The organism is Rhodococcus sp. 06-462-5, assembly GCF_002258315.1.
Taxonomy (GTDB): domain Bacteria; phylum Actinomycetota; class Actinomycetes; order Mycobacteriales; family Mycobacteriaceae; genus Rhodococcoides.
Map to the genome: position 1 here is coordinate 1 of NZ_NOYD01000054.1, position 19,608 is coordinate 19,608.

The 19,608-nt window shown below is 60.2% G+C and carries 13 protein-coding genes; 1 reads left to right on the forward strand and 12 read right to left on the reverse strand.

Annotated elements, in window-relative coordinates; translation table 11 throughout:
- The 5 genes from CH251_RS24540 to CH251_RS24560 all read right to left on the reverse strand — a co-directional run.
- A partial coding sequence (locus CH251_RS24540; protein ID WP_141214992.1) for a non-ribosomal peptide synthetase occupies positions 1 to 10,089 on the reverse strand: 10,089 nt, incomplete at its 3' end.
- Positions 10,090 to 10,188: 99 nt separating this feature from the next.
- A complete protein-coding gene (locus CH251_RS24545) occupies positions 10,189 to 11,418 on the reverse strand; it encodes an NAD(P)/FAD-dependent oxidoreductase (RefSeq protein WP_202902191.1) in 1,230 nt (409 codons plus the stop codon).
- A 301-nt stretch (positions 11,419 to 11,719) separates the two neighbouring features.
- Positions 11,720 to 12,382 carry an FMN-binding negative transcriptional regulator gene (locus tag CH251_RS24550; RefSeq protein ID WP_202902192.1) on the reverse strand — a complete coding sequence of 221 codons (663 nt, stop codon included), beginning with the start codon at positions 12,380 to 12,382 and terminating at the stop codon, positions 11,720 to 11,722.
- Positions 12,379 to 13,653, reverse strand: a complete 1,275-nt coding sequence (locus CH251_RS24555) for a lysine N(6)-hydroxylase/L-ornithine N(5)-oxygenase family protein (protein WP_015586166.1) — start codon at positions 13,651 to 13,653, stop codon at positions 12,379 to 12,381. The genes CH251_RS24550 and CH251_RS24555 overlap by 4 nt, the downstream gene beginning before the upstream one ends.
- 4 nt (positions 13,654 to 13,657) lie before the next feature.
- A complete protein-coding gene (locus tag CH251_RS24560; RefSeq protein ID WP_015586165.1) occupies positions 13,658 to 13,969 on the reverse strand; it encodes an MbtH family protein in 312 nt (103 codons plus the stop codon).
- A gap of 308 nt (positions 13,970 to 14,277) precedes the next feature.
- Between CH251_RS24560 and CH251_RS24565 the strand changes: the two genes are divergently transcribed.
- Positions 14,278 to 15,126 carry a UbiA family prenyltransferase gene (locus CH251_RS24565; RefSeq protein ID WP_015586164.1) on the forward strand — a complete coding sequence of 283 codons (849 nt, stop codon included), beginning with the start codon at positions 14,278 to 14,280 and terminating at the stop codon, positions 15,124 to 15,126.
- A gap of 12 nt (positions 15,127 to 15,138) precedes the next feature.
- On the opposite strand, the gene CH251_RS28175 is transcribed toward CH251_RS24565, so the two are convergent.
- The 7 genes from CH251_RS28175 to CH251_RS24595 form a co-directional block, all read right to left on the reverse strand.
- A complete protein-coding gene (locus CH251_RS28175) occupies positions 15,139 to 15,819 on the reverse strand; it encodes a LuxR C-terminal-related transcriptional regulator (protein ID WP_015586163.1) in 681 nt (226 codons plus the stop codon).
- A gap of 191 nt (positions 15,820 to 16,010) precedes the next feature.
- Positions 16,011 to 16,577, reverse strand: coding sequence for a peptide deformylase (def, locus tag CH251_RS24575; protein ID WP_015586162.1), 567 nt, complete (start codon positions 16,575 to 16,577; stop codon positions 16,011 to 16,013).
- 145 nt (positions 16,578 to 16,722) lie between these two features.
- Positions 16,723 to 16,890, reverse strand: a complete 168-nt coding sequence (locus tag CH251_RS27730; RefSeq protein ID WP_155289036.1) for a hypothetical protein — start codon at positions 16,888 to 16,890, stop codon at positions 16,723 to 16,725.
- Between the two features lie 25 nt (positions 16,891 to 16,915).
- Complete coding sequence (locus tag CH251_RS24580; protein WP_015586160.1) at positions 16,916 to 17,806, reverse strand: hypothetical protein; 891 nt, start codon at positions 17,804 to 17,806, stop codon at positions 16,916 to 16,918.
- Positions 17,807 to 17,974: 168 nt separating this feature from the next.
- Positions 17,975 to 18,283, reverse strand: a complete 309-nt coding sequence (locus CH251_RS24585) for a hypothetical protein (protein WP_015586159.1) — start codon at positions 18,281 to 18,283, stop codon at positions 17,975 to 17,977.
- Between the two features lie 36 nt (positions 18,284 to 18,319).
- Entirely contained in the window at positions 18,320 to 18,751 is a 432-nt protein-coding gene (locus CH251_RS24590) for a hypothetical protein (protein WP_015586158.1), read from the reverse strand.
- Positions 18,752 to 18,829: 78 nt separating this feature from the next.
- Positions 18,830 to 19,579: a hypothetical protein gene (locus tag CH251_RS24595; protein WP_015586157.1), complete on the reverse strand. Its 750-nt coding sequence runs from the start codon at positions 19,577 to 19,579 to the stop codon at positions 18,830 to 18,832.
- Positions 19,580 to 19,608: the final 29 nt, after the last annotated feature.

Below are 19,608 nucleotides of genomic sequence, written 5' to 3' on the forward strand. Positions count from 1 at the left end.
CCGCAAACCGGAATCCAACACAAACAACGCATCACCCGGCACCGGCGTACCGATAGGAGCTCCATGACCAGGCTTCATGGGCGCACTCATAGAGGCGTAAACGGTGCTTTCGGTAGGACCGTAGGAGTTGATCATTTCTCGGCCTGAAGCCCACCGATCGACAAGTTCGGGCGAGCACGCCTCACCCCCCACAAAAATGGTCCTCAATGCGCTCAGCCGCTGCGGTGACAGCCGGCCGAGGGCGGACGGGGTCTGGGTCAGAACCGAAACACTTTCGTTCACAAGTAGGTCATGAAAGTCGGTGGCAGAGTTGGCCGTGTCCTCAGAGGCTATGACTAAGCGGCCACCGTGCAGCAGAGCGCCCCACATCTCCCACACCGACACATCGAACGAGTACGAATGGAACATCGACCACACCTGTCCTGGCGACAATTCGGACGTCCGTGCGGGTCTGGTGAACAGTTGCGTCACGTTCTGGTGGGTGACCGAGACGCCTTTGGGTGTGCCTGTCGTTCCTGAGGTGTAGATGACATAGGCCGTCAGTTCTGGATGGGGGAATGGAAAGGTGACAGTGGGAGGTTCGACGGTGACCCTGCCCCCGAGGGTCACGACTGCCACTTTGCTCTCATCGACCCGGTGCAATTGCGCTACCGTTGTCACTATTGCTGCTGGTTTGGCGTCTTGTAGAACGAATGCCAGGCGCTCGTCAGGGGTGTTGATGTCGATCGGCAAGTAAGCAGAACCCAGCTTCAGCACCGAAAGTATGGCTATCACAGTGTGTTCCGAACGTGGCAGCAACAGTGCAACAACGTCCTCTACTCCCACCCCACGCCCAGCCAACAAATGAGCCAACTGCGTCGATGTGTCGTCCAACTCCTGATACGTCCACGACCGACCCTCGAACACCACCGCTATGACGTCCGGCCGCACCCTCACCTGCTCGGCGAACAACTCCGGAATCGACACGCCAGCAACGGACTCCGTCACAGCCGACCTGTTACCCAGTACGTCCAGCTGCGTCAGCTCATCCTCACCCAGGATGTCGAACGAAGCCAAAGGACGATCCGGGCCCGCCGCCATCGCAATCAATAGTGTCTGGAGCCATACCAGGATTTGCTTGGCCAACCGCTCGTCGAGGACCGCCATGCGGTATTCCAGCCGCACCCTCAGCTGTGGACCGGGCCAGATCTGTAAGGCGATTGGATAGTGAGTGAACTCGCGACTTGAGGCTATGCGTACGCTCAGTCCGTTTGTCTCGAGCTGCCCGCCGGACATCCTCAGTGGGTAGTTCTCGTAGACGAAGAGGGTGTCGAACAGTTGTTGATGTCCCGCGGCGCGCTGGATATCGGCCAGGGCCACGAACTGGTGGTCTAGCCCATCGTGGTAGTCGTCCCGCAGCATGCCGATCAGTTCAGCCGTGGTCGTCGTCGCGGTCAGGGATGCTCTTACCGGGACGGTGTTGATGAACATGCCCACCGCCGACTCGCTGCCGAACAGTTCTGCTGGCCGCCCCGATACGGTAGTGCCGAAGACGACGTCTCCGCTGCCAGTCAATGCGCCCAGCAGACGGCCCCAGGCGGCCTGTAGCACGATGTTCATGGTCGTGTTTTGCGAGCGAGCCAACTGCTCAACAGAACGCGTGACGTCGATAGGGAGGTCGACTCGCAACAGCGATCGCGCATCAGTGAAGCGATCTCCTGGATCTAACAAGGTCGGCGTTTGAAGTCCCGCCAGCAGCTTCTGCCAATGCCGCCGCGCCGCGCTCCAGTCCTGGGCGGATAGCCACTCGACGTAATTTCGGAAGGTGGGCGCGGGTGCCAGAGTCTCCCGTTCGTAGACGGCGAACATCTCTTTGAGCAGAATCTGGATTGACCAACCGTCCACCACGATGTGATGGACGGATAGCACCAGCGTGTGCTTATTCGTCCCAGTCTGATGAAGGAGAATCCGTAGCGGTGCCTCATCTACGAGGTTGCCGCAGGCGGCGAGCTCTGCATCCAGCAGCCTCTGATCGCACTCGTAGCCGTTAACTACCGTCCACGGTATGTCTGGGCGTGTCGGAATGATCTGCACCGGCTCGGGGAAACCCTCGGAGACGAACCGAGCCATTAGGTTGGGGTGGCGTCCGACGACTGTATGAGCGGCCTCGCGCAAGCGCGGCACGTCGAGTACGCCAGCAATCTCGATACCCAGTTGCACGGTGTACAGCTCTACGGGTTCATTACTGCCGGAACGGCGATGGAAAAGCAGCCCGGTTTGAAGCGGAGTCAGCGGGAGAAGGTCTGCTGGTTCCACGATTTGTGCGAGTTGATCGATCTGCCGCTGATTGACCACCGCCGGCAGGACGTCGGAGGGAGTCAGTCCTCCGCCGCCGTTCTGCACGTACGCCGCAATTCCAGCTAGAACGTCATACCAGCGCGCGTACAGCTCGGTGATATAGGAGCGATCCACCTGTGTGCTCGTCCAACTCCAGGACACGTGTAGTTCTGACTGCGAACCTTCGGCTAGCACGGCTGCATTGATGCCGACTGTGTGCGGCAACAGCATCGAGCGGGAACCAAAGCGTCGAGCATCAGGCGATTCAGTCGGTCCGAGGATCCGCCAATCTTCGAGGGGTGCGTCGAGCTGGCTCACGCTGCGCCGGCCGAGGTAGTTGAAGCCGATGGCGGGATCTACGCCAGACAGATTGTTGGTGCCTAGATACTTGAGAAGACCGTAGGTGATTCCGTCGGGGTGGGCACGCAGCTGTTCCTTGGCGTCCTTTATCCAGATACCCATGTCCGAGCCCCCGGTCAGAACAGTGTCACGGTCCATGGGTACGACGTTCAAAGCGACCGGGTGCTTTGCGGTGAACCATCCGACGGTGTTGGTCAAATCGATCCCACTGCCGATTTCATCGCGACGTCCGTGGCTCTCCACGTCGATGCGGAAAGGGACGTCGAAGTGCTGGTGCTGTTCAGCGAGGGCAGAACCGAGTGCGATGAGCAGCAGATCCTGAACGTTGATGTGCAGAGCCGCAGTCACGTCGGTTACCAGCACTTCGGTTAGCTCCGTGTCGATGCTGACCGACAGATGCTCCACATCGCGCCAGATACCAGGAGTCGGGTGCGGGCTGGGCAGCAGGGTGGCAACGGCTTCAATGCGCTGCCAATGCGGAAGCTGGTCAGTGACTTTCCGCTCGGCAGCGTACTGCGCCAACATCGTTGACCACTCACGGAACGAGGTGCCGCTGGCATCCAGGGTAATTTCTCGCCGCTCGGTGAGGCAGCGCCAACCCGTTGCGAGATCCCTTTGGATGATTCCCCAGGAGACCGCGTCGACCGCGAGGTGGTGGACGATGAGCAACAGCTGGCGGGTGCGCTCAGCCCACAGCCCATGCACCATGGCTCCTCGACGCGGGTCAAGACGGCTCAAGGCATTGGCAAACGTGGTATCGGAGAAGTCCACGACGGGGGTTACACAGTCGGCTGCGCTGATCGAGCCTGTTGGTAGGACGATGCAGTTGTCCGCGTCCTCAGTCGGGGCGTTGTCCACCTGCAACCGGAGCATGGCGTGCCGATCGACCAATGCCTGTAGTAACAACACCACGTCGCTGTACTTCGCCTGCTGCGGCCCCTGGAACAACATGGTTTGGTTGAACTCGTCTGTCGGTGCCGTGAGAGATGCCAGCCACCGCATGATCGGCGTTGCCGTGACGGGCCCAGCCTCAGCCGGCCGAAGGAGAGACTGCTCCGGGACCGAGAGCTGGAGAGCGTGGGCAAGTCGTGCCACGGTTCGCTCCACCAGGATGTCGCGGGGCTTGCAGTACAAACCGACTTGCCGGGCCCGGGACACCACCTGAATGGACGAGATGCTGTCGCCGCCTAGATCGAAGAACGAATCGTCGACTCCAACTTTCTCCACATTCAGTACGCGCGCGTAGATGTCAACCAGGCTCTCCTCGAGTGGAGTAGTCGGTGCTCGGTATTGGTTCGATTGTCCTAGTTGAGGTACCGGAAGCCTCTTTTTGTCAAGCTTGCCGTTACTCGTCATGGGCAATGCATCGAGGACCACGACCGCCGCAAGCGACATATATTCGGGCAGCCACGCGTCGGTCAAGCGGCGCAATTGGTTGCCATCCAACTCGCCCGCCCAGTCTGTGTGGGGAACGACGTAGCCGATCAGCCGTTTGTACCCTGGGTGGTCCTCATGGACGACGACCGCAGCCTGTCCTACTCCGGGGGCCGTCCGGAGCACCGATTCGATCTCACCGATTTCGATGCGGTAACCACGAATCTTCACCTGATCGTCAGAGCGACCCACATACTCCAGCTCGCCGTCGTGATTCCAACGAACCAGATCGCCGGTGCGATACATCCGCGAACCCAAAGGGCCGAGCGGACACGCGACGAATCGCGATGCCGTCAAGCCCGGCCGTCGCACATAACCGCGTGCCACACCCCGCCCCGCGACATACAACTCACCAACCACACCGATCGGAACCCGCCGCAAACCGGAATCCAACACAAACAACGCAGTGCCGGAGCCAGCGGCACCGATCGGCACTGCCCCTGTAGGGACTAGCGGTTCGGTCATCGAAACGTAGACGGTGCACTCGGTCGGGCCATAAGCATTGATCACGGCTCGCTCAGGCGTCACCCATCGCTCGATTAGCTGGGCTGGGCACGTCTCTCCCCCGAGTAGAAGTAGCGCGATCGACGGTAGCCCCTCGGGAGACAGCCGTGCCAACGCCGACGGTGTCTGGGTCAGCACCGTTACTTCTTCGTTTACGAGCAGGTTATGGAAATCGGAAGGAGAGTAGGCAACCTCTTCGGGAACCACGACCAGCCGTCCCCCGTGCAGAAGCGCGCCGCACATCTCCCAGACCGCGAAGTCGAATGCGTATGAATGGAACAGCGTCCATACGTGGTGGTGGGGTTCCAGAGTGCCGGTGGTCGGGTCCTCGACATTGGCGAGGCGCGCGATGTGGGTAGCGATGAGGTCATTGACGCCGCGGTGGGTGACCGAGACGCCTTTGGGTGTGCCTGTCGTTCCTGAGGTGTAGATGATGTACGCGAGGAGGTCAGCATTCGGCACCGGCAACGTCGTCGTCGGCTGTTCAGCGACCTTGGGATCCTCGACATCTATCAGTGGGACCCCGGACTTACTGACGCGACCAGCGAGGCTCACCGTGGTCAAAATCGCGGCCGGCGCAGCGTCTTGTAGAACGAATGCCAGGCGCTCGTCAGGGGTGTTGATGTCGATCGGCAAGTAAGCAGAACCCAGCTTCAGCACCGAAAGTATGGCTATCACAGTGTGTTCCGAACGTGGCAGCAACAGTGCAACAACGTCCTCTACTCCCACCCCACGCCCAGCCAACAAATGAGCCAACTGCGTCGATGTGTCGTCCAACTCCTGATACGTCCACGACCGACCCTCGAACACCACCGCTATGACGTCCGGCCGCACCCTCACCTGCTCGGCGAACAACTCCGGAATCGACACGCCAGCAACGGACTCCGTCACAGCCGACCTGTTACCCAGTACGTCCAGCTGCGTCAGCTCATCCTCACCCAGGATGTCGAACGAAGCCAAAGGACGATCCGGGCCCGCCGCCATCGCAATCAATAGCTGCTGCCACCGAGCCGCCATGCGCTTTACGGTCTCGGCGTTGAAGATGTCGGTGCGGTACTCGACGATTCCGCTGATCCCATCGGGCTGACCGTCCGCAGTGAACCGCTCGCGCAGGCTGAATGCCAGGTCCATTCGAGCGGCTCCGATGTCGACTGACGCCGTCTCCACGTCGAGACCCGGCACCGAGATGTCGGGGACCGGGTCGTTCTGCCAGGCGAACAGGATTTGGATCAACGGATGGTGAGCCTGCGTACGGACCGGATTGAGGCGCTCGACAAGCGCATCGAACGGCACATCTTGGTTCGCGAACGCGTCCAGGCTCCGCTCCCGTACCTCCTCCAACAAATCACCGAAGTTCATCTCGGCTGAAACCCGCGTACGCAACACCAGCGTGTTGACGAAAAACCCGACCATGCCGTCAAACTCGGTTCGCCCCCGCCCCGCCGTCGGCACCCCGAACGCCACATCCGCGCTCCCGCTCAAACGCGCCAACAGCACCGAAAGCGCCGCCGACATCACCATGAACGTCGTCGCATTGCGTTCCCGCGCGATCCGCTGCGCCAATTCATGGAAATCCGCGGGCAGGTCGACGACGACTCGACCCCCATTCGTGTCGGTCTCCGCCGGGTACGACCGGTCCGTGGGAAGCTCCAACCTGCTGGGTAGATCTTTCAGGGCGTGTTCCCAGAATTTCAACTGCCCGGCGAGCACGCTTTGCGAATCCGCTTCGTCACCCAGCAGAGCGTGTTGCCAAAGCGTGTAGTCGGCGTACTGGACGGGAAGTGGCGACCAGGAAGGCGACTCGCCCGCAGCGCGGACTCCGTAGGCGCTCCATAGGTCACGCAGGAGCGGAGGAAGTGACCCCCCGTCGACTGCAATGTGGTGCATGACCACGACCAGACGATGGTCAGTGGCAGACACGACAAACAGCGCCGCGCGGAAAGGAAGGTCTTCGGCTAGGTCGAAAGCATGCTGACCCCGAACACGCGCTGCGTCGGATATTTGAAGTTCCGTCCAGGTGGTGGCGTCAATGATGTCCCAGTCGAAGTCAGTCTCAGCTGCAAGGACACGCTGCTCCGGCACACCAGCCACCGCTGGAAACACTGTCCGCAGACTCTCGTGCCGCTCCACAACATCAGCGATCGCCGCGCGCAGCGCACAGACATCCAAAGAACCGGTAATCTGAATCAGTAGCGGTATGTTGTACGTCGCCGACTGCCCTTCCATCTGGTGGATGAACCACAGCCGACGCTGAGCGAACGACAACGGCAATCGCTTGGGACGAGCTACTGGGACCCATGCCACGCCGCCACCCGGCGATCCACCCACCAACCGTGCGAACCCCGATACCGTTGAGGCTTCCCAGAGCGCCTTCACGCCGATCGATGAATCAAACGACTCCTGCACGGCCGCGATCACTCGCATCGCCGATAGCGAATTTCCGCCGAGGTCGAAGAACGAGTCGTCCACCCCTACCCGCGGTAGGTCCAGCACACGCGCAAAGATTTCAGCCAAAATTCCCTCAACCAAGGTCGACGGATTTCGGTAGGATCCGCCTGCGAACTCTGGATTCGGCAATGCCTGCTTGTCTAACTTGCCGTTGACCGTAAGCGGTAGGTCATCGACGATCATCACCACTGTGGGGACCATGTACTCCGGTAGGTGCGCGGCCACATCACCACGCACCACAGCACCATTTACTTTTGGACCGGTCTCCGCAGGTACGACGTAGCCGATCAGCTGCTTGCCCGAACTCGAAGACCTCACCACGACCGCGGCGCGCTCCACCCCCGCGACACGGGAAAGAGCAGCCTCGACCTCACCCGGTTCAACACGAAAACCACGGATCTTCACCTGGTCGTCCGAGCGGCCCACATACTCCAGCTCGCCCTCGCGGTTCCACCGCACTACGTCACCCGTCCGGTACATCCGCGAGCCCGGCGGGCCGAGCGGAGAAGCAACAAACCGCGACGCCGTCAGCCCCATGCGTTTCAAGTAGCCCAGGCCGACACCATGACCTGCCACATACAACTCTCCGACTACTCCTACCGGCACGCGGCGGAGACCGGTATTCAATACGAAGAAGGCAAGGTCAGCAAGCGGACCGCCCACGGGACTGACATGGCTGTCGAGGTCAGAAGAAACGATCCTCCGGAACGATGCGTGGACGGTGGTCTCTGTGGTGCCGTACATGTTGATCAGGTGCGGCCAGGAATCCAGCTGATCTAGCCAAGGTCGCAACTTCGACGGTTCGAGAGCTTCGCCTGCGAAGACAATCGCTTCTAGACCGCTCAGCCGAGACTCGCCCGGCCGGCGCATGTCGACTGCCTGCAGAGCATAAAATGCTGACGGTGTCTGACTCAGAACGGATACGTTCTGGTCTCGCAGTAGTTGATGAAAGTCGTTGGCGGACTGGGCAATTTCTCCAGGTACGACAACCAGTCGGCCACCGTGTAGCAGCGCGCCCCACATCTCCCATACCGACACATCGAACGCGTAGGAGTGGAAGAGTGACCACACCTGGTTTGAGGACGGCACGAACCCCGGAGCCGTCGAGCTGAACAATCGCGTGACGCTCGCCTGGGTAACGGCAACCCCTTTGGGGACACCGGTGGTACCGGAGGTGTAGATGATGTACGCGACTTGGCCGGCCTCTGGCGCAGGCAGAGCCGTAACCGGCTGCACGGCAATCGCGTCGTCGTCGACATCCACAACTTCGATACCAAAACAGTCTACCCGGCAAGTCAGTTCGGCAGTGGTCACGAGGGCAGCTGGAGCGGCATCGCCCAAGATGAACGCCACCCGCTCATCGGGGTGCTTGATGTCAATGGGTACATAGGTTGCGCCCAGTTTCAACACTGCCAGGATCGCGATTACTGTCTTGTTGGAACGCGGGAGCATGAGAGCAACAACTTCTCCTCCGCGTACCCCACGAACGGCTAGTAGATGTGCCAGTTGCGTGGAGGCCTCGTCAACTTCCCTGTAAGTCCATACCTGATCCTCGAAAACCATGGCGTGCGCTTCCGGCGCTCGATTCGCCTGTGCTGCAAACAGTTCGGCTATGGATATACTGGCGGCAGTCTGAGAGTGCGCAGAACGATTGCCCAGGCGGTCAAGATGAGTGTGTTCGTTTCTGTCTAGTACGTCGATCGAGATGACTGGCTGGTCGATCACGGCGATCATCTCGGCGATGATTCGCCCAAGCCTGACGATCATGGTCTCGACCGATGCAGCGTCGTAGACATCAGAGCGGTACTCGACCACTCCGTCGATTCCCTGCGGCTCGCCGAACTCGGAGTACCGCTCCCGGAGACTGAAGGTCAAGTCCATCCGGGCCTGTCGAGAAATGGTGGGTACCGCCTCTGCCAGCACCCCCGGCAAGTCCAACTCCGTGGAGATCTGGTTCTGCCATCCGAGCATGACCTGGACCAGTGGGTGATGCGATTGTGACCGAGCAGGTTTGACGAGATCCACCAGCGCGTCGAACGGGACATCCTGGTGGGCCAATGCGTCCAAAACCGCGTCCCGTACTTTTTGCAAGAGGCGACGGAACGTCGAACTGGCAGACACATCAACGCGGAGCACTACTGTGTTGGCGAAGAAACCGACCATCTCCGCAAGATCAGCGTCACGTCGGCCCGTAGTTGGAACACCGAAAGCGACATCGGAGGTGCCGCTTAGTTCGGACAACAGCACCGCCAGCGCCGTCGAAATCACCATGAAGCCGGTAGAACGATGCTCCCGGGCCAACTGTCGCACCTGCTCTTGCATCGACACGGGCCATTCGATGGGGATTCGATTGCCTCGATAGTCGGCCACGACCGGATAAGGGCGGTCGGTTGGGAGCTCAAGCCGCCCCTCGTATCCGGCTAGCGTGTTCTTCCAGTAAAGGAGGTGCCGGCTCAGCGCACTGTCGGGGTCGGACTCGTCGCCGAGCGACTCACGCTGACGGAGCGTGTAATCCCGATATCGCAATGGCAACGGCACCCAGGCAGGCACCTCTACGCCCACATGGGCCCTGTACGCCAGCCCGACGTCGCGTACGAGGGGCGTGAGGGACTGGCCGTCTGACGCGATGTGATGCATCAGGAGCACCAATACATGCTGATCGGCCGATAGTCTGAAGAGCTGCGCTCGGAACGGAATCTCAAAGCTGAGGTCGAATTTGTATCCCACTGCCTGTGCGACTGCATCGTTCAACGCGTCTGTCGACCACCCTGACGCTTCGACTACGTCCCAGCCGAAGTCTGCGTCGGCCGAGCCAAGAACACGCTGCTCCGGCACACCCTCATGGGAGGGGAAAACAGTCCGCAAACTTTCGTGTCGACTCACGACATCGCCGATTGCCCTGCCCAGCGAATGAACACTGAGCTCACCAGTCAGGCGTAAGACCAGAGGAATATTGTAAGTTGACGACAATCCCTCCAACTGGTGGATAAACCACAGCCTACGCTGCGCAAAAGACAACGGGATCAATGCTCAACCCTTTCAGCGCCCAGCAAAACACTTCCTTGCGAACCACTCGGGTGACCACCCTCAGCGTTAGATTCAGACCCGAAATATTTCATCAGCAAGCTACAACAAGTCGACGAGCTCGGCCGACATAAATTCGCGCATCCCGATGGCCCCCGAAACCAAACCGAAGTACCGAGATGTAAGTTCGGGCGAATTGGCAATGGCATGCAGCATGCGCAACCGGGACTTCGTCGGTTGAAGCTTCGCCAGGGCGAGAGTACTCATGTACGGCTCCTCTAGAACAGCTCCTGTCGACAGTGCAAAGTGCACCATCGCCTCATCTACTGCGACCGAGTTCCCGACATCCACCCCGGAAATAGAATCGGTGAGCAGGTCGGCTTGAATCAGCGCATTGGTGATGCCGCGGGCGCTGATCGAGTCAAGGTGGTGAGCCGCATCCCCCGTCAATGCCCAGCCCGGACCGTGCGATTTACGGAAATAGTTGCGTTGGTCCCCCGTACCCCACCACCGATCCACTCGGTCGAGTGCCATAATTTGTTCGTATAAATCCGGCGCTGTCGATTCGATCGCGGACAAGTACGCCCTCTGCGGGTCCCGCCGAACGACCGAGAATTCGCTCTGCGGCAGGTAAGCTGCCACAATTGTCAGGTCGTCATGTGTTGGAATACGGGCTATCCAGCGGCCGACTCGCTCATGGAATCCGAATCCTGTTCGCAAGCCTTGCCAGAAGGTGTAGTACACGCAGCTTGCTATGGGTGCCGATCGGAGGATCGGTGCCTGAACAAGTTCCGCGACCTTTGATCGCATACCGTCGGCCCCAATAACCAATCGAGCAGACACCGATGTGGTCGAATTTCCACTCCGGAGGCGAACTCCGGCGACGCGTTCGTCGTGCCAAATCAATTCTAGGACCGACGTCCGATCCGAGAACTCCGCGCCCGCTGACACGGCAGCTCGAATGAGTAGATCGTCGAGTATGTACCGCCGTGGTGCGTAAGCGGCATTAACACCGTCCTTCGCCGGGGTAGCAGCGATCAGACTCAGTCCATCCACATCGTGACTAATAGTGCCCAAAGGCGGACAACCGGAGGCCACAACATCATCGAGCATCCCCCACTGTGCGAGTCTCACGACCCCAGGGTGCTGGATATACAACGTGGACATGGTGTCCGCCGGAAAGGAGGCCCTATCGACCAGCAGAACACTTCGCCCCTGTCTGGCTAACAGCAGTGCCACCGAAGCGCCGGCACATCGCGCCCCAACAACAACAACGTCGTAATCCATTACCAACCTTCTGGCTTTCTCTGGCGATGACACCGACTTGGTCACGTTCGCCGGTCGGCTCTTTTGCCGGATTTTGGTCCGGAAGCAATCCCCCGGAATCCCAACTTCATTCCGAAGGTAGAACGATTGACCTGCTCGACGAGTCGGAATGGCGGCGGACAAGGTGCGTGAGAGCAGTAGCACAATTTATAAACTCCGCTTGCATCCGTAAACCGATGAACAGACCAGGCCGAAATGGCTGAGCCGGTGCGAAATTGAAGGTTTACAAATGGCGGGCACGGAATGCTCTTTTGGCGCAAAAGGCTCCCGGGCCGTGGGTTCCGTCGGTGCGTCCGACATGTCCCCATCAGAAGTTGTTGTAGTCACCATGGCTGTACTCCCGCATGAACGAAGCTAGTTCTTTGCCTCGCCCGGCGTGGTTCGCGCTGAAGTGGTCCGCCACCCGTCGCCTGGTCTCGAGGTTCTGCTCCTGGCTGAGCTTGAACATGCCATCCGCCGATTCCACCTCAAAACTGAATGCACCCACAGCCGGACCGATCCTTCGGTAGTGGTCCAGCGAACTGTCCATCTCCCACCCGCTGCCGAATTTCTGCTCGTACGTACTGACTGTCAATTGAACGACCTTGAGCGTCTCCTCGAAATCGGCAACAGGTTGCAGCTTTCCTCGGAGATGTACCGAGACGTAGTTCCAGGTCGGTGCTACAGAATCGCGTTGGTAGACACTTGGGGTGACATACCCATGAGGCCCGGTGAAAATAAGTTGGGCATCCGCACCGTCGACGAGCGAGTCCCAGTGGGGATTGGCCCGGTTCATGTGCCCAAACAGTGTCGATCCTTCTAAGTCCTCGCTCTCTGAAGGGGCGCAGGGAGCACAGATGACTGGCAAATGGGTGGCGTACGGGGCCTTGGGGCCGTTTGAGATCAGAGCCGCAAAAGGGTACTGCGCAACCACGCGGCGCAGCCATGTCCGATCACTTGCCTTGTAGATCCGGGGGACGTACATGGTCATCTCCTGAGAATGGATTGGGCGATTTCACCGGATCTGACTGCAGTGTTGGACAGGAGACCAGCAGAAAGTCCATGGCTGTGTTCGGTACTGGCACCGTGCACATAGATACCGGCGCGCACCGCATCCGACGTCGTCACTCGGTAGTCGCGTCCCACGCTGAGCCGTCCCTGCTCGTCGTGCTTACATTCGCGCATCAGGCCCTGGAGTAGCGGTGCCGGGTCACTTGGCCGGTAGCCGGTGGCGTAGACGATCACGTCTGCTTCGATGGTATGGGTCAGACCGGTGGCCGAGGATGTGACCTCGACCCGTACGCCGTCTGTGTCCTCGTCGACGGATGTGACGCGCGAGGTGTTGATCATCCGTAACCGCTGTTTGCCCAGGACCTTCTCCTGGTAGCTCTTGAGATACAGCGACTGTGAAATATCGAGATCGACCACTGAGTAATTGGTGTTGGCGTGGTATTCGAGGAGCCTCTGCTTCTCGTCGGTCGGAGCGGAGAAGAACCGGTCAACTCCCTCCGGATCGAAAATTCCATTCGCATACGGGCTGTCATCGGCGACGCTGTAGCCGTAGCGGGACAGGACGGTGTGCACATTGGCGCGAGGGAAAGTCCGATGAAGGTAGTCAGCAACTTCGGCGGCACTTTGGCCAGAGCCCACGACGACAAAATTTTGAGGGACGTATGTAACTGCGGCTGCTCTGCCCAGCAGTTGGGAGCTGTGCCAGATCCGCTCAGATCTGTTGACACCATCGGGAAGTCGAGGCGTCAAACCCATTCCGATCACGATGTTCCGCGCCCGCTGAACAACGTCATCTGGGCCGACTACATCGACGTACTCCACCACGCCATTCTCGACTACTGGTCGGATGTCTTTGATCTCGGACCCGTACGAGACGTTTGACTGAAATTGGCTAGCTGCCCACTCCAGGTAGTCATGAAACTCCACCCGCAGTGGGTAGAGAGTTTTGCTGTTGATGAACTCAGCAATTCTCTCTTTCTCTCGGAGGTAGGACACAAACGTATACCGACTCATCGGATTGCGCATGGTGGCAAGGTCTTTGAGAAAAGAGACCTGCATGGTCGCATCCTCCATGAGCATCCCACGGTGCCAGCCGAAACGAGGCTGGAGCTCGTAGAACTTCATGCTGAACTTTGCCGGCACCGGTCCGGGCTGGATGGACTCTTGAAGAGCTATCGCGAGAGCGAGGTTGGAGGGTCCAAAACCGACCCCAACAACGTCCGCGACGGACGAGCCTGACTGTGCTCCCATCGAGCTACGACCTAATTTCGTTGTGGTAGGCATCGGCTGGGATGCCCTCAACCGAATTGGTCGTTCCCGGCCGCATAGTTGGTCCGACATTAGTTGTCTGGCTGCGGTTTTCGGCCTGAGCAATGGCGAGTGACTTGGGGCGCAAATCGGTCCAGTGGGTGTCGACGTACTCCAGACAAGCAGTCCGCTTGGCCTCGCCGAACACTCTTGACCAACCGGCCGGGACGTCGATAAAGACCGGCCAGAGAGAGTGCTGCCCCTCCTCGTTGGTGAGAACGAAATAGCTGCCGTCTTCATCGTCGAACGGATTGCTCATGGTCCTCGCTTACTCGGAGAGTTGCAGTACGCCTGCTGTGCATTTCGGTACCAGTCGAGTCTGCCTAGCAGCGAATACGTTGGTCCCCTTTGTGGCACGAAGGGAGTAGGTAATACCTCAGAAAACTACAACTTTGGATGTAGTTTTAGCGAAGACAAGTCCGGGCAGAAACCTTCGTGCACTGCGACAGCTAGGCTCCGGCTGTGTCAGATGGGTGGTCGTATCGGTGTGAGTCGGTCAAGCACGGCACACAGGTAGGTCGTCCTGGGGGCGCGTCGAGTCCCGCAAGAAATGCATGGTTGTGCTTCGTGGAGGCCAGACCGCAGGTCCAAGGTGTCTATCTGCTTCGATTCGCGGTTGGAATTGCCGGCGTATCAGCGACTGCAGGGCCTGTCGGTGTCGGACAATTAGCGGCCGGCGCGTTGACCTGGTGGGCCGTCGTGATATCGACGTACTTGTTCAATGGTGTGACTGACGTCCTTGAGGATGTGGCAAACGCGTCGCAGCGACCGATTGCGCGGGGGGAACTGGCAGTCCGTACAGCCCGGTGGGTCAGCGTGGCTACGGCGATCACAGCCCTGCTGATGGCTGCAGTTGCGGGGCGCGAGATGTGGTGCTGGACCTTCGCCTTCCTGACGCTTGGGTGGGTGTACTCGGCACCGCCACTGGCTGCCAAGCGTTGGAGTTTGTCTTCTTCTGTAGTGATATTCGGCCTCGGCTGGGCAAGTTATGCTGCCGGAGCGGCCGCCGGCGGCGGAGGATTTGGGCGTACGGAACAAGTCTTCTGCGCATCGATGGCAACATGGATGGCGTTGGTGGGAGCGGTCGTGAAGGACCTATCCGATGCCCACGGGGACGCCATTGGTGGGAGGCGCACTCTGGCAGCGCAACGTGGACTCAGCTCTGCACGGCGGCTGGCCATATTCGGAACGACTGTCGTTGGAGTATGCGCACCGATCGCCTCACTGCTATGGGCACCGCTCGCACTGTTCGGAACATTGCCGTTGACTGCTGGAGCTCTCTGGGTGATGGCGCTATGCGCGCGGGCGAACGACTATGACCTGAAGGCACGGCGCTGCGGGTACCGCGCTTTCATGGCCACCCAGTACGCAGCAAACCTCGCGATGCTCGGCACCCTCCTGGTGCGCGCGGTATGAAATTGCGGGCCGCTAGATGCGGCTGCCGAATAGCCTGTGCAACGCGTCCATACGGGACGACGCCCCAAGTTTCAGATAGGCGTTGGACAGATGCCGCTTGACTGTGAGCTCTGAAATATTCAGAGTGCGAGCGATCTGCCGGTTGGTCATCGCGAACGCCACAGCCTCCAAGACTTCAAGCTCCCGGTTGGTCAAAGATGCGTCTGACGCGGCCTCAAGCACTCGAAGTTGCCTGTCCCTCAAATGGCCTCGGGTCTCCTCGTAGCTGAGCATGCCCGTGTGAAGGCGGCCACCGGCAGCAAGGCGAAAAGCGGCGTTGATGCGTCTCCAGACCCCAGGTCGGTGTGTCAAGGGTGCCTCTTTGGCGGCCAGCTCTATTGCAGGCTCAAGGGATGACCACAGAATCTCCACAGCTCGCACGGACTCCGAAGCCGGTATTGCCTGTAGGGCTCGATGCGAGCCGAGCAACCGGGTGTACTCGTCTGGAATCGCCGACCGAGTAGTCGAAGACGTGGGAAGGCCTAATGCATCTACGCACTCGTTGAGGATTGCCAGTGCTTGGCGGCGGCACTGTGACCACACCCCCGGATTGATCCCGAGGGGACTATTCTCGCGTAGCAAAGTGGTTCTGTACGCCGTCACTACCTCTGGAATCGCGGCCCGTAGCGACGCCGCAGCCATTGCGTAAGGCATATGTTCCCCGAACTCCTGTTCCCTAGCCCAGGATACAAGACCATATGGTCCGTTGCCGTGCAATAGCGAGCCATGGATGCGTTGAGGGTTCGACCTACTGTTTCGTGTAGATGAATGTCAGGCTTCGTGAAGGTCTTGACGTCACCGGGTGGGTAGGCGGAGCAGAGCGGTCACTGCTTCCGGAGCAGAATCTATCGTGTTGGCCAATCGTTGCTGTACTGCTCAGAGACCGTCTCGTGGTCACGATAGAGCTGTTTACGTTTGCGCTTCGAGAGGCGGTCGCCGAAAACGATACCGTTGATGTGATCGGTTTCGTGTTGGAAACAACGCCCGAGCGTGCCGCCTGCGTTGAGTTCGATCTGGTTACCGTACTGGTCCTGTCCTCGACAGATAGAGAACTCTGGCCGTGCGAGGTCGGTGTATGCGCCGGGGAGGGACAAGCATCCTTCACCGAAATCGATGAGGTGTCGATCGTTTCCTTCGGCGAGTTCGACTACCGGATTGCAGACGACACCAGTTCGCCGTGTCCCGGTCTCGTCACTGCAATCGTAGATGAACACCGCAAGGTCGATGCCTACCTGCTGAGCGGCGAGGCCGGCACCGTCCGCAGCAGTATTGGTCGCGAACATATCGGCAAGCAGACTTTGCAGATCAGGACCGAAGTCGGTCACCGGTCGAGCCGATGTGTGCAGGACAGGGTCGCCCCATCGGACGATTGGTCGAGCATTGCCGAGGCGCAGAAGTTCAGAGACAGGCATGACTCGTATGCTCCACCCTGGCTACGTTAGAAGCAACCGATGAGGTTTGTTTTGGGCGCGTATCACGTTTTGTGGCCGTCATCATGGTGCGGAGTGGCTCGACGAGAGCATCCGATCGCGCAGGGCCCATGACAAGTGACCGTCTCTATTCCGATTCTTCGCCGGTGTCGATGGCTCCGTCGATGGGTCCGGTCTGGGGGTCTTCGGCTTGGACGGCGCGAAAGTCGGCGCGCGGCATGATGTCTGGATGAAATTGCCATGGTGCGCGGCGTTCTCGTCGGTGTGGTGGCGGTGAGGCCTTTTCGGTGGGCATGTCTGTTTGTTCCTTTCGCTGATGGTCAGTCCGTGTCGATGTCTTCGAGTTGCACGACGAGCCTTTCCCTGACCCTCTGACCTGGTCGCTCGTAGGGGACGAAGTGCGAGTTGACGACTCGGTAGCGGGTGCCCCGTGGGAGGAGGTGGCTCGTGTCGTCGCCCTTGTCCGATGCTCCGAGGTACAGCCCTCGTGTTGTTTGGATCTCGAATACGGCGTCCGTCGGATGGCTGTGTGCGTCGAGTTCGTGGATCGAGTGGCGGGCGCCGGTGAAGCGGTCGAAAGCTATGACCGAGCCGGGTGAGAGGGTCTCGGGTAGCTCGGATGGATGGATGACGGCGTGGGGCAAGCTCACAACGGTGTAGACCAGGTGTCCACGTCCGGACTCACGCTCGTATCGCTGGATTGCGCGGTCGACTCTCTGGATGTGGCGGCGCTGGTCGTCGTCGAGCCGAACTGCATCACCGTTGACATCGGACAATGCGTCGTTGGTGCGTTTCCAATTTTCTGGATCTCCGATCAGTGTGCTCATCGCACGGTGCTGGGCTCGGGGAACGCTCTGCTCGACAGTCCTTTTGGTGGCTGATCGCGCATTGCGCTGGCGGGCGCTGAGGCTTCGACGGAGTTCGATCGCGGCCGGCAGCGAACGTCTTTTTCGTTCGTTCGTGATCGGCGCGGCGGTGTTGCGGGGGAAGGCGCGTTCGAGGTCGCGGCGCGCGCGTGTCAGACCGGGCAGTCCTTCGATGTCGGTATCGAGGCCGCGGGCATGCTCGCGATTCGCGGCTCGGTCGGCGAAGGATGCGTGCGGGAGCACCACCCCTTGCTTCTTCTCCAGCTCTCCGCTGGATCCTCGATCGGGGTCGAACGCGCCCCCGTCTGGGGTGACGCGGTTACGACTACGGCGCGCGGAGGACATCGGACCTCACCCGGAGGGGGTCTTGCGGTCCCGGATACAGAGTCGGTACTGCGGCCCCGCGGGGGGCGGCGGTACCGACTCGACCTGCAGCGCCGCCGAAGTATTCGACAGCGCTGCAGCAAGTGCACGCTCGGCGGACGCCTCCACCGAGCAGTGCGACAGCTTGGGTCATCGTCCCGGCCGGCCGGGCAGGTCGGTTCCGGTTCCTATCGTCCATGCGACATCGACGACGTCGGACAGGGTCCGGCTCAGGTGGCCACAACTCGTGCATACGCCGGGCAGCTTCTGTGAAATCAGATCGAAGAAGTGCTCGTCGCACGCGAGGTGGGCCATGAGCTGTCCGCCGGCGCAGCAATCTTTCATGGCCACCGCCCACCATGCGCCCCGCGGTCCCGCTCCCCCGTCCCTGGGTTCCAGCGCGCAGACGTCGCAGGCCAGCTCGATATGGGTGATCGCGTCGGTTCGGTCGGTGCTCATCGCACAGCCCCCTCTGGTTGTCGACGGGATGTCATGTCAGCTCGCCATGGCGTCGTGCTCGCCGTGCTCGTTGTGGTGATCACTCCGGTGTTCCTCCGACGCCGGTGCGGCATGGTTCTGCTGCCCACTGTCGTGCCCGTGGGGTTCGCCGCCGGTGGCGGCGGTTTCTGCCGGCGGGGTCTGCGTGGGTTCTTTCTTGCTGGTGGCCGGTTTTGCGACTCCCTTCAGTGATGGCCGGACGTAGCCGCCCTTCTTCAGTTGGGCGGTGGTGAAGCCTGCAGCTTTGGCGGCGTCGTAGGCCACGATGAATTCGGCGGTCGAGTCGACATGTTCGGCCTGCGCTTTGGCGACTGCTTCGGCCTTCTGCCGGCTGTTCTCGGCTGCTTCGACAAGGTTGCGCATTGCGGTGAACTGCGGGCCGAGGATCTCGCGGGTGGTTGCATCGGCCTGGTCGGCGGTCTTGGGCATGAGATTCCTTCTTTCATGTTGTGTGCGAGGGACTTTCATTTCCTCTTGGGGAGGAGATTTGTGTGGCCGATCGTGTGGTCAGTTCGCCGGTTCGGTCTCGCCCGCAGTTGTCACCGCGGTGTTGCCGAGACCGCAGAGTTGCGTGGCCGCGACAGCATCACCGCGGGTGATGGGCAAGGCGTATGTCTGCGCCACACGAAGATATTTCGCCGCAAATGCACATGCGAGGTCGTCGTTGCTCGGATGCCACTGAGAAAGCCCACGTTGGGCTCGATGTTCAACTGCCTGCGCGCTGGCGACGATGATGTTGGTCTGTACGTCGCTGACAAAGCGTTGCTGCTGTTCGGGTGCCCATGCAGCAGCACCCAACGCCCACGCCGCGTCCAGCGGGTAGACGTAATCGCTTGCTGCAGCATCTTTCTCAGATGCTGCATCGAATTCGACGGTGACACCGGTGTATGGATCATTCAACACGCCCTGTGCCACAACGCAATTGTCCGTTCCGGCAGCGAATGTGACGGCCTCGAGCTCCGCTGCCAATGCGATGTTCCTGGTGTCGCATCCGTGATCGCTGCCTGGCGGCCGCACGAGAAGTTCCGCCAAGCGCTGACCGTCGGGCCACCTGGCCGTGCTGTCGATATCGTCGACGACGGGCAGGGCGTCGAGAAGGCTCGCAACGGTGATGACGTCGTGGAAGACCTGGGGTGGTGGTGGCGCAGTGTCGGCCTCGTGGTGATCCGTCGTGATCACCACGGCAGCCGCGGCCGCCACAGCGACCATCACGGCTGCGGCAATGGCTGTCCATGCGGTCTGATGTGTCTTCGCCATGATGGCAATCACCTCTTCGGGAGCTGTCG

What these genes read in the sequence shown, in the direction of transcription:
- CH251_RS24580 (WP_015586160.1), bottom strand. Translation starts at nt 17,806, where the DNA reads ATGTCCTCCGCGCGCCGTAGTCGTAACCGCGTCACCCCAGACGGGGGC.
- CH251_RS24550 (WP_202902192.1), bottom strand. Translation starts at nt 12,382, where the DNA reads ATGACCATGTACGTCCCCCGGATCTACAAGGCAAGTGATCGGACATGG.
- def (WP_015586162.1), bottom strand. Translation starts at nt 16,577, where the DNA reads ATGCCTGTCTCTGAACTTCTGCGCCTCGGCAATGCTCGACCAATCGTC.
- CH251_RS24585 (WP_015586159.1), bottom strand. Translation starts at nt 18,283, where the DNA reads ATGAGCACCGACCGAACCGACGCGATCACCCATATCGAGCTGGCCTGC.
- CH251_RS24595 (WP_015586157.1), bottom strand. Translation starts at nt 19,579, where the DNA reads ATGGCGAAGACACATCAGACCGCATGGACAGCCATTGCCGCAGCCGTG.
- CH251_RS28175 (WP_015586163.1), bottom strand. Translation starts at nt 15,819, where the DNA reads ATGCCTTACGCAATGGCTGCGGCGTCGCTACGGGCCGCGATTCCAGAG.
- CH251_RS24560 (WP_015586165.1), bottom strand. Translation starts at nt 13,969, where the DNA reads ATGAGCAATCCGTTCGACGATGAAGACGGCAGCTATTTCGTTCTCACC.
- CH251_RS24590 (WP_015586158.1), bottom strand. Translation starts at nt 18,751, where the DNA reads ATGCCCAAGACCGCCGACCAGGCCGATGCAACCACCCGCGAGATCCTC.
- CH251_RS27730 (WP_155289036.1), bottom strand. Translation starts at nt 16,890, where the DNA reads ATGCCCACCGAAAAGGCCTCACCGCCACCACACCGACGAGAACGCCGC.
- CH251_RS24555 (WP_015586166.1), bottom strand. Translation starts at nt 13,653, where the DNA reads ATGGGAGCACAGTCAGGCTCGTCCGTCGCGGACGTTGTTGGGGTCGGT.